The sequence below is a fragment of the Streptomyces sp. NPDC059002 genome, from assembly GCF_042740435.1.
GTDB lineage: Bacteria > Actinomycetota > Actinomycetes > Streptomycetales > Streptomycetaceae > Streptomyces.
In genome coordinates this window covers 29663-42023 of sequence record NZ_JBHYJI010000076.1, presented here as the reverse complement: position 1 = coordinate 42023, position 12361 = coordinate 29663, and the positions used below count along the sequence as shown (strand labels likewise).

Genomic DNA, 12361 nt, shown 5'->3' with positions numbered 1-12361 from the left:
CCCTGGCCAGCACCCTCATCTGGCTCACCACATGATCGACAAGACGCTCCCTAGGGCTTGTCCGGCGGACAGGCCCTGGGAGCCGCCCGGAGGTCAGTCGCCGCGCAGTACCAGCGCGAGGAGTCCCGGGAAGCGGGCCTCGAACTCCGTGCGGCGCAGCCGGTTGACGCGGCGCGCGCCCTCGTCGCGCTGCTCGACGAGCCCCGCCGCGCGCAGCGCCGCGAAGTGGTGGCTCAGCGCCGCCTTGCCGACGGACACGTCGAAGCTGCCGCACGACCGCGTCCAGTCGCCGGATCCCGCCAACTCCCGTACGAGATGGAGCCGTACGGGATCGGCGAGCGCGGCGAGCGCGGTCGGCACGGAGACGTCGTCGGGGTGCGTGTGCACGGGTGCCGCGCGATGACCGGCCACGGTCCGGCCCTCCCTCTTGCCGAGTGTTCGATGAAAACCATACACTCCCGACTGTTCGCTTTTCGTTGAACAGTGGTGGAGAGGTGGCACAGCCATGCGCGCAGTCCAGTTCGAGCAGACCGGCGGACCCGAGGTCCTCCACGTCGTGGACGCCGCCGTCCCCGAGCCCGGCCCCGGCCAGGTCAGCGTCGACGTCGCCTACACCGGTGTGAACTTCGCCGACCTCAAGGCACGCGCCGAGGGATACCGCGTGCCCGCCCTGCCGTACGTGCCGGGCCTTGAGGTCTCGGGGCGCGTCCGCGCGGTCGGCGCGGGCGTCGCAGGGCTCCGCCCCGGACAGCAGGTCGCCGCGCTCACCGCGGGCGGCGCCTACGCCGACGTCGCCGTCGCGCAGGCCGAGACCGTCTTCGCGCTCCCCGACGGCGTCGACCTGCGGACCGCCGCCACCCTGCCCACCGTGCTGCCGACCGCCCACGCCCTGGTCCACGAGGTGGGCCGCCTCCAGGCCGGCGAGAGCATCCTCGTGCAGGGCGCGGCGGGCGGCGTGGGCACCGTCGTCGGCCAGTTGGCGAAGGCCGCGGGCGCCACCGTGTACGGCGTCGTGTCGAGCGCCGCCAAGGCCGAGTACGCCCGCAAGCACGGCTACGACGAGGTGTTCGTCGGCGACGCCTTCGCCGACGACGCCCGCCGCGCCACCGCGGGACGCGGCGTCGACCTCGTGCTCGACCCGGTCGGCGGCGACACCTTCCGCGACGGCCTCGCCGCGCTCGCCGTCTTCGGCCGCCTGGTCTCCTTCGGCAACGCGAGCGCCGCCGAGCCGTGGCGGGTGGGGCAGCAGGAGCTCTACCCCGGCGCCACCACGGTCTCGGCGTTCTCGATCCTGACGCTCGCGCAGACCGCGCCCCAGGAGCTGCGCGCGGTCGCCGACCGTGCCTTCCGCCTGGTCGCGGACGGCACGGTCACCCTGCCGGTCACCGCCGAGTTCCCGCTGGCCGATGCCGCGGAGGCGCACCGTCTGATGGGCGGCCGCGGCACGACGGGCAAGCTGCTGCTGCGGGTCGGCGGCACCGGCTGAGCGCACCTACGGGCGCTGCCCCGGCCTGTCGACGACGGCACGCTCCAGGATGGCGCTGCGGCCGACGACCGTGCCCTTCTTGAAGCCGGACGGCAGATCCTCGGTCGCCACCTGCCGCTCGCCCAGGTACTGCTTGGTCTTCTTGTCGAAGATCAGCTCCTGCCTGATGCCGTCGTCCTCACGGGCGATGGCGACACCGTGCCGCCCCTCGGCGTCCACCGCGTCGTCGAGCAGCTCGACGCCGGGGATCTTCGCCGCGGCGAGCCAGAGCGCGGCGGCCTGCTCGGGCGGCATGAGGGACTCCCGGGAGAGGTCGCCGACCAGCACGAAGGTGGCCTGGTCCGCGCTGGAACTGCCGTCGCTCTCCCGGTGGAGCCAGTCCAGCATGTTGACCGGGTCGGTCGGCAGCCTCTGCAGATTGCGGTAGTAGGTGTCCGTCGGCGTGAGCGGCAGTTCCGGCTCGATGACCTCGTTCTGGGCGCCGTTGGCGGGCTCGTGCAGCAGGTCGTCGCGCTTGCCGTCCACGGAGAACCAGATCTCGCGCGGGTGGATGGGATCGAGCTCCCCGGGCCCGTCGTCCGAGTCCGACGAGTAGCCGATCTTGCTCTTGATGTAGACGTACTGGTCGTCCCTGATCCCCTTGGACGGCTGCTTCTCGGCCGCCGCGGCGATCTTCTCCAGCATCTGGACGGTCTCCTTCGACGGCGGTTCCGCCTGCGCCGCCCGGTCGCCGAACGGCGAGGCGACGAGCACGCCCGCCGCGACGGCCGCGGTCACCGCGCCCGCGACGAGCGCGGGCCTGAACCAGATCTTCGCGTTCTTCTTCGGTGCGGACTTCTTGCCGGGTGCCTCGGCGGCCCCGGCCTCGTACTGCCGGATCTCGGTCAACAGGTGCTCCTTGAGCAGGTGATGACGGCCCGGCGGAAGGTCGCGCTCGGGAAGTTCGCTCATCGGTTTCCCTCCCTGATGGGCCTGACCGCGGACGTGCGGTCATCTCCTGGCTGTCCGGGGCGCTTGCGGGGTTCCACGGCTCTTGCGAGTTTCGCCCGGGCCCTCGAGAGCCGGGAGCGCACGGTGCCGACCGGGATGCCGAGGGCCCGGGCGGCGGCCGCGTAGTCAAGACCCGACCAGACGCACAGGGCGAGCACCTCGCGCTCGGCACGGCGCAGACTCGCCAGGGCCGTGCGGACGAGAGCGAGCTGCTCCCGGTCGTCGAGGGAGCCCGCGACGACCTCGGCGAAGTCGGCGACCACCTCGTCGCGGGGCAGCCGGGCGACGGCGGCCGCGTGCCGTCTGGCCGCCCTGCGCGTATTGCGCGTGACGTTGGTGGCGATGCCGAGCAGCCACGGCCGCACCGAGCCGCCCTCCGCGTCGAGCCTGTCGCGCAGCCGCCAGGCGTCGAGGAAGGTCAGGGACACGATGTCCTCGGCCTGCGCCCAGTCGCCGGTGAGCCGGTAGGCGTGGTTGTAGACGGAGCGGGCGTACGCGTCGAAGAGCTCGCCGAACGCGTCGGCGTCCCCGTCCCTGACCCGGACGCGCAGCACCTGACGGCGCTCCCACTCCTCCTGGTCCCGATGTTCCCCCTGATGCATCTCCACACCCTCTGACTGTCCGCACGCCGAAGGCCGGTTCCCGTGACCTGGGTCACGGGAACCGGCCTCTGCGGACGGGCGCGGTACGCGGGTTCAGGGGTGGTAGATCTCCTTGACCGACGCGGCGGGGCCGCCCGATCCCTTGACGACGCGCACCTTGACGGTGCCCAGCTTGGCGGCCTTGACCAGCTGGTCGTAGGTGCATGCGGTGGTGCCCACGTTGTTGTCGGCGGTGACGGAACCGTCGGAGCCGCCGCAGATGGCCGCGGCGCCGCGGATCTGGGTGTCGTCGCCTACCTCGAACTCCTGGTTGTCCACCATCATCTTGTACTCGGCCAGGTACGACAGCGTGCCGGTGAAGCAGCCCTCGGTACCGGTGTTGATGCACTCGCCCTTGGCGCCTGTGTCGTCGCCCGCGCCACCGGAGTCCGAGCCGACGACGCCGGAGTCCGAGGAGCTGGACTCACCCGAGCCGGTGGAGCCGGACGAACCCGAATCCGAAGAGCCCTTCGGGGCGGGCGCGGTGGATTCCTTACTCGTGCTCGTCGAGGAGGAGGAGGCGGCGCCACTGTCCTTGGTGCCCTCGCCGTCGTTGCAGGCGGTCAGCGAGAAGGCGAGCGCCGCGGTGGCGGCGAGGGCGAGCGTGGCGTTCCTGAGCGGAGCGGTACGCATGATCGTAGGTCCCCCGATGTGGTGGTTAGGTTTGTTGACAGTCATGACCATGCCGCCCGCCGCTGCCGTTCCACTAACGCCCCACTAATGAACCGTCTTCACAGGTGATGGGCTGGTCAAGGCCGTGTGAGGGACTTCTGGAGCTGTTCCGCTCTGGCCCGGTATGCGGCCTCGGAGAGCGGCTCGTCGAGCACCGCGGCAACCTCTCCGAGCCGGGTCAGTGCCCGTACCGTACGGGCCGGGAGGTCTTCCTCCTCGTTGGCGGCGACCGCGGCGAGCAGCACCTCGCGGGCCTCCTGGTGGAGCCCGCTGTAGTGCAGTGCGATGCCGTACGACTCCAGGATGAGCGGGCGCCAGCCGGCGATCTCGTTCTCGGGGATGGCAGCGATGCAGCGGGCCGTGTGCTCGGCCGCCGCCGCGAAGTCGCCCTGGGCCAGGGCGAGATGGGTGGCGTGGTAGAGCTCCAGGGTGACCGCGATGGGATGGTCCGCCGTACGGGCGTCGCGCGCGGCGTCCGCGAGCGCGTCGAGCATGCCGGCCGGGTTGCCGCGCCGGTGGCGGGCGATGGCGAGCAGGACGAGGACCTGGCAGGAGACCTCGGGGGCGAAGGTGCGCAGCGGCGCCACCGCACCGGCCAACAAGGGCTCGGCGCGCGCGAACTGTCCGGTCTCCACGAACAGCAGGCCGGTGACGGTCCGCAGCCAGCCGATGCCCTCGGTGCTGCCGATCCGCTCGGCGGCGGCGAGGGCCGTGTGCAGGGGCTGCTGCCATCCGGGATGCGGGTGCCAGTGGACGAGCGGCCACAACAGGGCGGCGATGCGCCAGGTGCGGTCCGCGTCGCCGGTCCTGGCGGCGGCCGAGACCGCGGCCATCAGCGACTCCTGCTCCTTGAGGAACCAGCCGAACACGGCGTCGCGCTCGGCGAACCGCGGTACGGGCAGCCCCGCTTCGAAGCCTTCGGGCAGCGGAACGGTCCGCGCGCCGGTGGGGTCGAACACGTCCACGGCGGCGTGCTGGGCCCGCAGCCAGTGATCGACCAGGCGGCGGGTGACCGCGTCGGCCCCTTCGGCGCGGGGCAGTCCGCGCGCATAGATCCGTACGAGGTCGTGCAGGCTGTAGCGGCCCGGTTCCGCCTCCTGGACCAGGTGCGCCGCGGCGAGCCGGTCGAGTCCCGTCCGGGCCTCGGCGAGCCCGATCCCGGCGGCGGCCGCGGCGGTGTACGCGTCGCTCTCCCGGGTGAAGGAGTGCCCGAGCGCGCCGAGCAGCGCGGCGTCGGCGGCGTCGAGGCAGGCGACGGAGGCGCTCAGGGCGGTCTCCACCCCGGTGTTCTCCGCGGAGAGCAGCGCCAACCGGCCATGCTCGTCGGCGAGTTCGGCGGCCAGGATGGCGGCGGTCCAGTGCCGGCGGCCCTTGAGCCGGGCGGCGGCGATGCGCAGGGCGAGCGGCAGTCCGTCGCAGAGCCGGGCGACTTCCCGTATGGCGTCGGGATCCCGGGAATCGCCGAGGGCCTCGGCGAGCAGGCCCGCCGCGTCGTCCTCGCCGAGCACCTCGATGGGGACGGGCGTCGCGCAGTCCTCGGCCATCACGGCGTCCAGGCGGGTGCGGCTGGTGACGACGGTGCCGCAGGCGTCGCCGCCGGGCAGCAGCGGACGTATCTGCGCGGAGTCCCTGGCGTTGTCGAGCACGACGAGCAGCCGCCGCTTCCTGACCAGGGACCGGAACAGCGCCGCCGCTGCCTCCTGCGACGCGGGCACGGCCGCGGCCTCGACGCCGAGCGCGAGCAGGAACTCCCGCAGTACGTCGATGGGCTGAACAGGTTCGCCGCCGCTGTGTCCGCGCAGGTCGGCGAAGAGACGGCCGTCCGGGTAGGCGGCGGCGCGGTGGTGGGCCCAGTGCACGGCCAGCGAGGTCTTGCCGACTCCGGCCGGTCCGGTGACCAGGGCGACGGCCGACGTGGTGGCGGTGGCGCGGGTCAGCTCCGCCAGTTCGGCCCCGCGGCCGTGAAATCCGCGCGGCGGCCTGGGCAGCAGATCGGGTGCCGACACGGGTACGGGCCGCTGGGCGCCGCCCGCGCCTGCCTCGGCGGCCGCGTCCGCCTCCAGGACCTCCTCGTACGCCGCCCGCAGCACCGGCCCCGGATCGACGCCCAGCGCGTCGGCGAGTTCCTTGCGGGTGCGGTGGTACTGCTCCAGAGCGTCCGACTGGCGGCCCGCCCGGTACAGGGCCCGGATCAGGGCCGCGATCAGGGGTTCACGCAGCGGCTGTGTGAGGGCCTCCGCACCCAGCAGCGTCACGGCCTGCTCGTGCGCCGCCAACTCCCCGTACACGGCGGCCAGTTGCTCGACCGCGGCGAGCCGACTCTCCTCCAGGACAGCCGCGGCGGCGAGCAGCGGAGCGGTGGCGACCGTCCCGTTGAGCGCGGGCCCCTGCCACAGCGCGAGCGCCTCGCGCAGCATCAGCGCCGCGTCCGACGGATCGCGCTGGCGCCGTGCAAGATCCACCAGGTCCTCGAACCGGCGGGCGTCGAGCAGCGTCTCGGGCAGCCGCAGCGCGTACGCCCGCCCCTGCGTGACGAGTTCGACGCCGTACGCGTCCAGGTCCGCCTCGGTGATCGCCGCGCGAAGCCGCGAGACATGACCGTGGATGACGGTGCGCGAGTGCAGCGGCGGCTCGTCCTCCCACAGCGCCTCGGTGAGCGTGTCGACGGAGACGGGGGCCGGGGAGCGCAGCAGCAGCAGCGCGAGCAGGCTTCGCCGCTTGGCGGGCCCCAGTGGCACGGGCCCCGTCCCGCCGTTGACCGCCACGGACCCGAGGAGCTGGAACTCCATATGTACGTGCACACTCCTGGCGGGCCGAGATCGCTGGCGTACGAGGATATCTCCGGACGGCACCGGTGCCACTGGCCGCGCCCCCGGGAGTACGCCGAAGGCCGGCTCCCCTGACCTGGGTCACGGGAACCGGCCTCGGAGGACGGGCGCGGTACGGGGGTTCAGACCCCGGCGTACGAGTGCTTGCCGGTGACGAAGATGTTCACGCCGTAGTAGTTGAACAGCCAGCAGCCGAAGGCGATCAGCGCCAGGTAGGCGGCCTTGCGGCCCTTCCAGCCCGCCGTCGCGCGCGCGTGCAGGTAACAGGCGTACGCGACCCAGGTGATGAAGGACCAGACCTCCTTGGGGTCCCAGCCCCAGTAGCGGCCCCAGGCGTCGCCCGCCCAGATCGCGCCCGCGACGATCGTGAACGTCCACAGCGGGAAGAGCGCGGCGGTCAGGCGGTAGGAGAACTTGTCGAGCGAGGCCGACGAGGGCAGCCGCTCCATGACGGAGGTGGCGAACTTGCCGGGCTGGCCGCCGTTCTGCAGCTTCGACTCGTAGCTGTCCCGGAAGAGGTAGAGCAGCGTGCCGACGCCGCTCACATAGAAGACCGCACCGCAGAAGATCGCCGTCGAGACGTGGATCCACAGCCAGTACGAGTGCAGGGCCGGGACCAGCTGGTCGCTGGAGGTGTACAGGACGGTGACGGCCAGACCGAGGTCGAGCAGGACCGTGGTGACCAGCGGGAGGCCGAGCCAGGCGATGTTCTTCTTCAGGGCCATCAGCACCAGGTACACACCGACGGCGACGGTGGAGAAGGTGATGCTGAACTCGTACATGTTGCCCCACGGCGCGCGCTGCACCGACAGGGCGCGGGTGAGCACGCCGCCGAACTCGAGCAGGAACGCGAGCACGGTGAGGGACACCGCGATGCGGCCGTAGAGGTCGCCCTTCTCGTCGCCCGCCGCGGCTCCGGGACCGTCCGGCACGTCACGGGATCCGGAGACGGACCGGGTGACGACCTTCGGGCGCTCCAGGGTGGCGGTGCCGCCCTTGGCCTGGACGGTGACGGCGGGCGCGGCCGCCGCGGTCGTGCTCGGGGTGAGCGCGGCGGCGGTGCGGGCGACCTTGCTGCGACTGCCGAAGAGCCACTCCGCCATGTGCGCGAAGAAGGCCAGGAGGTAGACGGCCATCGCGGAGTAGATCAGCACATTGCTGATGTGCGCGAGGTTCTCGTTGGGTTCGGCGGCCAGGGTGGTGGCGAGATTCACTTCTCAGCCCCTTCGGCAGGAACAACATCGGGGTCGGAGTCGGAAGAGGCTTCCGGGTCGGGCTCGGGCGCGCTCGGCGCCTTCTCGTGCAGCTGGGCGGCGAGGTCGGACAGCTCCTCGGGCACCTTGGCGGACTCGCTGCGGCCGAGGCCCGCCATCTCCACGACGGTCACGCCGTCGGCGCCCCTGACCGCCCGCACCCACACGCGGCGGCGCTGGATGAACAGGGATCCGGCGAGGCCCGCGATGGCGGCGATCGCACCGCCCAGGGCCCATACGGAGCCGGGCTCCTGCGAGATCTGGAAGGTCGCCCACTCCTTCATGCCCTTCTCGAAGGTGATCGAGCCCGCGCCGTTCGGCAGCTTCATGGTCTCGCCGGGCAGCAGCCGCTGCTTGAACAGCTCGCCCTTGGAGTCCTTGAACTTGGTCATCTTCCGGGTGTCCAGCTGGTACACGTTCTGCGGGACGCCGGAGTCGACGCCCAGGCTGCCGTGGTACGCGGACAGTGCGAGCACCGGGAAGTCGGGGGCCGGGAACTGGGAGAACATCTGGCCCTTGCCCTCGCCCGCGAAGGTCGGGACGAAGAAGGCGTTGAAGCCGAGCTGTTCCTTCTTGCCGCTCTTGTTCCGGTAGCCGTCGAGGACCTTGATGGCGCCGGTCGCGGTGCCGTTCTGGTCGATGGGCAGGAGCGGCACGGACGCCTTGTAGACGACCTTGCCCTTGGGGTCGCGGACCGTGACGGTCGGCGCGTACCCGTGGCCGATGAGGTAGACCTTCGAGCCGTCGACCTCGAGGGGCTTGTTGACCTCGATGGCCTTCTTCTTCTCGGGCCCGTCGACGCCCTCGGAGTAGGTGACGTTGGCCTGGTAGGTGCGGGGCGTGCCGCGGTTGGGGCCGGACTTCTGGTACGTCCCCTCGAAGTCGTCGAGCTTGAAGCTGAACGGCGCGAGGCCCTCGGTGTCGAAGAGGCTGCCGGACTTGAAGTCGTCGTACTGCGAGAGCGTGTTGGAGAAGCCGTCGCCCTCCATGACCAGCTTGCCGCCCTCGGACTTGAGGAGCTGTCCCGCGGCGAAGGCGATCAGCATCACGATCAGCGCGACATGGAAGATCAGGTTGCCGGCCTCGCGCAGATAGCCCTTCTCGGCGGCGACGGACGCGTCGGCGCCGGAGCCCGCGGTGTGCGCGCGGAAGCGGCGCTGCCCGAGCAGCGCGAGCGCGGCCTCGTGCACCTGCTCGGGCTCGGCCTCGGTGCGCCACGTCGTGTACGCGGGCAGCCGGGTCAGCTTCTTGGGGGCGCCCGGCGGGCGGCCGCGCAGCTGGCCGACGAACTGCCAGGTGCGGGGCACGATGCAGCCGATGAGGGAGACGAAGAGCAGGATGTAGATCGCGGAGAACCACACCGAGCTGTAGACGTCGAAGAGCTGCAGCTTGTCGTAGATCGGGCCGAGCGTGGTGTGCCGGTCCATGAAGTCCTGGACCTTGAGCTCGTCGACGTTGCTCTGCGGGATGAGCGAGCCGGGAATCGCGCCGAGCGAGAGCAGCAGGAGCAGGATCAGGGCGACCCGCATCGAGGTGAGCTGCCGCCAGAACCAGCGGAACCAGCCGATGACGCCGAGCGCGGGGAGGTTGGGCGCCTCCTCCTTGGGGGCGGTGGACAGCTGTGCGCCCGCCGCTCCCAGCTCGTGCTGCTCGTCCCGTGCCTCGGTCCTGTCGTCAGGGGCTTCGGTCTTGCTCATGGATCAGATCCCCACCGTGTAGCTGTTGGTCCAGACCTGCATCTCCTGGATGATGCTGTCCCACGCACCGGTGACGAGGAGCAGGCCGGTCGCGATCATCATGATGCCGCCGACGCGCATCACCCAGACGTAGTGTCGCTTCACCCAGCCGAAGGCGCCGAGCGCCTTGCGGAAGGCTACGGCCGCGAGGATGAACGGGATGCCGAGCCCCAGGGAGTACGCGACCCCGAGGAGCGCGCCGCGCTGCGGGTTGGCGCCGTCGGCGGAGAGGGCGACGACCGAGGCGAGCGTCGGGCCGATGCACGGCGTCCAGCCGACGGCGAAGAGGGCACCCACTATCGGGGCACCGGCCAGGCCGACGGCGGGCCGCTTGTGGAAGCGGAACTCGCGCTGGGTGAGCCAGGGCATGAGCCCCATGAAGAAGAGCCCGAGCACGATCATCACCACGCCGAGCACCGTGTTGATGGTGCTCTGGTGCTCCTTGAGCGAGCGCCCGAGGGCCCCGAAGAAGACGGTGGCGGAGACGAAGACCACGGTGAAGCCGGCCACGAAGAGCCCGGCGCCCGCGACCATCCGGCCGCGCCGCGCCTCGCCGAGGTCCTGGCCGCTGACCCCGGTGACGTACGACAGATAGCCGGGCACGAGCGGCAGCACGCACGGCGAGAAGAAGGAGACGAGCCCGCCGAGCACGGCGACCGGGATCGCGAGAAGCAGGGCCCCGCTCAGGACGGTCTGGTTCGGTCCTGTGATGGCCGCGAGCGTCGACATCACTTCTCCGCGAGCACGGGGTCGATCATCTTCCGCAGCTTCTCTTCGTTCAGCGGCTGCTGAGAGCGGGCGGCGATCCTGCCCTCGCGGTCGACGACGAGCGTCGAGGGGATGAAGTTCGGGTTCATCGTGCCCTGGGGGAAGCGGAGCATCAGCTTGCCCGCGGGGTCGTGCAGGCTCGGGTAGGTGACCTTGTGTTCCTTCTCGAACGCGATCGCGGGGCCGAGTTCGGGGTCACGGGTGTTGATGCCGACGAACTCGACGCCCTTGGGCTTCGTCTCGGCGGCGACCTTCACGAAGTTCGGCGCCTCGGCCCGGCACGGCGCGCACCAGGAGCCCCAGACGTTGATGACGAGGATCTTGCCCTTGTACGCCTTGGAGAGGTTCAGCTGCTTGCCGTCGAGGGTCTCGCCGTCGAGCTCGGGGAGCGGCTTGCGGTCCGCCTTCTTGGCGGTGGCGATGCCGTCGGAGCCCGCGATGAAGTTGGTGTTCCCGCCGCCGCCCGATGTGCCGCCCGAACCACAGGCCGACAGGGTCAGGGCCGCGACCGCGGCCCCTGCGGCCAGCAGGGCCGCACGGCCACGGCGGCCGCTGGCGCGGCGACTACGACTGCGGTTCGCGGGCTGGGGGGCGCGGCAGGCGGCACTCATGTGAAAAGTTTCGCATGCCCGTTTCGGGGATCTTCCGCACCCCCCGCCGTTGCGGAAAGTCCCATTTCAGGCGGCCTTTCCGAGCCCCTTCCAGCCACCGGCGGGCTGCTGGCCGACATCCAGGCCCTGGAGCTGCTTGAGCACCTTCGGGTCCTGCACGTCCAGCCAGTCCACGAACTGCCGGAAGGAGACCAGGCGTACGTCCTTCTTGCCCGCGATGTGCTTCAGGGCCTCCTCGACGGCATCCATGTAGATGCCGCCGTTCCACTCCTCGAAGTGGTTGCCGATGAAGAACGGCGCGCGGTTGGACTCGTAGGCCCGCTTGAACCCGGCGATGTAGGCCTCGGTGGCCTGCTTGCGCCAGCCCGGGTAGTTGGCCGGCGGCGCCTTCGTCGAGTTCTTCGACTGGTTGGCGAGGATGTTGTAGTCCATCGAGAGGACCTCGAAGGAGTGCCCGGGGAAGGGCACGGCCTGCAGCGGCAGGTCCCAGATGCCCATCTTCTTCTCGGGCCAGCGCTGGCGGCCGCCGGGCGAGGACGCGTCATAGCGCCAGCCGAGCTTCTTCGCGGTCGGCAGCAGATTGTTCTGGCCGAGCAGACAGGGCGTGCGGCCGCCGACGAGTTCCTTGTCGTAGTCGAAGGGCAGCGACGGCAGATCGGTCCAGCCGGTGTTCGTACGCCACTTCTTCACAAAGGACTTGGCCTGGTCGATCTCGTCCTGCCATTGCGCGGGCGTCCAGTTGGCGACGGAACCCGTTCCCGCACAGAAGTGCCCGTTGAAGTGCGTGCCGATTTCATGGCCTTCGAGCCAGGCCTGTCGAACGTACTTCAGGGTGTCCTTGATGTGACCGTCGGTGAGATATCCGATGTCGGAGGCGCCGACCGCGTTGTTCGGCGGACGGTACAGACGCTTCTTCGATTCCGGCAGGAGATAAAGCCCGGAGAGGAAGAACGTCATGTGCGCGTCGTGGTCCTCGGCAAGCTTCAGAAAGCGCGGGAACAGACCGTTCCCGACCTCGCCCGCACCGTCCCAGGAGAAGATCACGAACTGCGGGGGCGTCTCGCCGGGCTGCAGCGGAACGGGCTTGCCGGGCTGCTTGGGCTGCTTTCCGGTGTAGGCGGTCGAACCGTCACCGATGGGCTTCGCCGGGTGCCTCTCGGCACCGCCCTGCCCTGCCCCCGCCTTTTCTGCGGGCGAATCGCCGTCGCCACCGGAGCCGCATGCCGCGAGCCCGAAAGCGGCCGCGGCACCGGCTCCGAGACCGAGCATTCCCCTGCGACTGAAGTCGCGCATTCCATCCCCATTCGTCGCGCCCTGGGCCCACTCCTGCTGTATGTGCCATGCAAGAGGGACAACCACTTAGAGGGCGCGACGAA

The 12361-nt window shown here is 70.8% G+C and carries 11 protein-coding genes; 1 reads left to right on the top strand and 10 read right to left on the bottom strand.

From position 1 onward, the window contains the following. Positions 1-93: 93 nt before the first annotated feature. Positions 94-411, bottom strand: coding sequence for an ArsR/SmtB family transcription factor (locus ACFWZ2_RS39040; RefSeq protein WP_384554130.1), 318 nt, complete (start codon positions 409-411; stop codon positions 94-96). A gap of 94 nt (positions 412-505) precedes the next feature. Here ACFWZ2_RS39040 and ACFWZ2_RS39035 point away from each other — a divergent pair, with 94 nt between their 5' ends. Further along, entirely contained in the window at positions 506-1486 is a 981-nt protein-coding gene (locus ACFWZ2_RS39035; protein WP_384554128.1) for a zinc-binding dehydrogenase, read from the top strand. A gap of 6 nt (positions 1487-1492) precedes the next feature. On the opposite strand, the gene ACFWZ2_RS39030 is transcribed toward ACFWZ2_RS39035, so the two are convergent. The 9 genes from ACFWZ2_RS39030 to ACFWZ2_RS38990 form a co-directional block, all read right to left on the bottom strand. Continuing rightward, complete coding sequence (locus tag ACFWZ2_RS39030; RefSeq protein WP_384554126.1) at positions 1493-2437, bottom strand: CU044_5270 family protein; 945 nt, start codon at positions 2435-2437, stop codon at positions 1493-1495. Then, on the bottom strand, positions 2434-3078 hold the full coding sequence (locus ACFWZ2_RS39025) for an RNA polymerase sigma factor (protein ID WP_384554124.1): 645 nt from the start codon (positions 3076-3078) through the stop codon (positions 2434-2436). Before ACFWZ2_RS39025 ends, ACFWZ2_RS39030 begins: the two co-directional genes overlap by 4 nt. A gap of 93 nt (positions 3079-3171) precedes the next feature. Continuing rightward, positions 3172-3750, bottom strand: coding sequence for a hypothetical protein (locus ACFWZ2_RS39020; protein WP_384554123.1), 579 nt, complete (start codon positions 3748-3750; stop codon positions 3172-3174). 116 nt (positions 3751-3866) lie between these two features. Further along, positions 3867-6578, bottom strand: coding sequence for a BTAD domain-containing putative transcriptional regulator (locus ACFWZ2_RS39015; protein WP_384554121.1), 2712 nt, complete (start codon positions 6576-6578; stop codon positions 3867-3869). A 161-nt stretch (positions 6579-6739) separates the two neighbouring features. Next, positions 6740-7831 carry a c-type cytochrome biogenesis protein CcsB gene (ccsB, locus tag ACFWZ2_RS39010; protein WP_384554120.1) on the bottom strand — a complete coding sequence of 364 codons (1092 nt, stop codon included), beginning with the start codon at positions 7829-7831 and terminating at the stop codon, positions 6740-6742. Next, the gene (locus ACFWZ2_RS39005; protein ID WP_384554118.1) at positions 7828-9567 is read right to left on the bottom strand and encodes a cytochrome c biogenesis protein ResB; all 1740 of its coding nucleotides are present in this window, start codon (positions 9565-9567) and stop codon (positions 7828-7830) included. The genes ccsB and ACFWZ2_RS39005 overlap by 4 nt, the downstream gene beginning before the upstream one ends. Positions 9568-9570: 3 nt before the next feature. Further along, a complete protein-coding gene (locus tag ACFWZ2_RS39000) occupies positions 9571-10335 on the bottom strand; it encodes a cytochrome c biogenesis CcdA family protein (RefSeq protein WP_384554117.1) in 765 nt (254 codons plus the stop codon). Further along, on the bottom strand, positions 10335-10985 hold the full coding sequence (locus ACFWZ2_RS38995; RefSeq protein WP_384554115.1) for a TlpA family protein disulfide reductase: 651 nt from the start codon (positions 10983-10985) through the stop codon (positions 10335-10337). Before ACFWZ2_RS38995 ends, ACFWZ2_RS39000 begins: the two co-directional genes overlap by 1 nt. Positions 10986-11051: 66 nt before the next feature. Continuing rightward, the gene (locus ACFWZ2_RS38990; RefSeq protein WP_384554113.1) at positions 11052-12278 is read right to left on the bottom strand and encodes a hypothetical protein; all 1227 of its coding nucleotides are present in this window, start codon (positions 12276-12278) and stop codon (positions 11052-11054) included. Between the last annotated feature and the right edge of the window lie 83 nt (positions 12279-12361).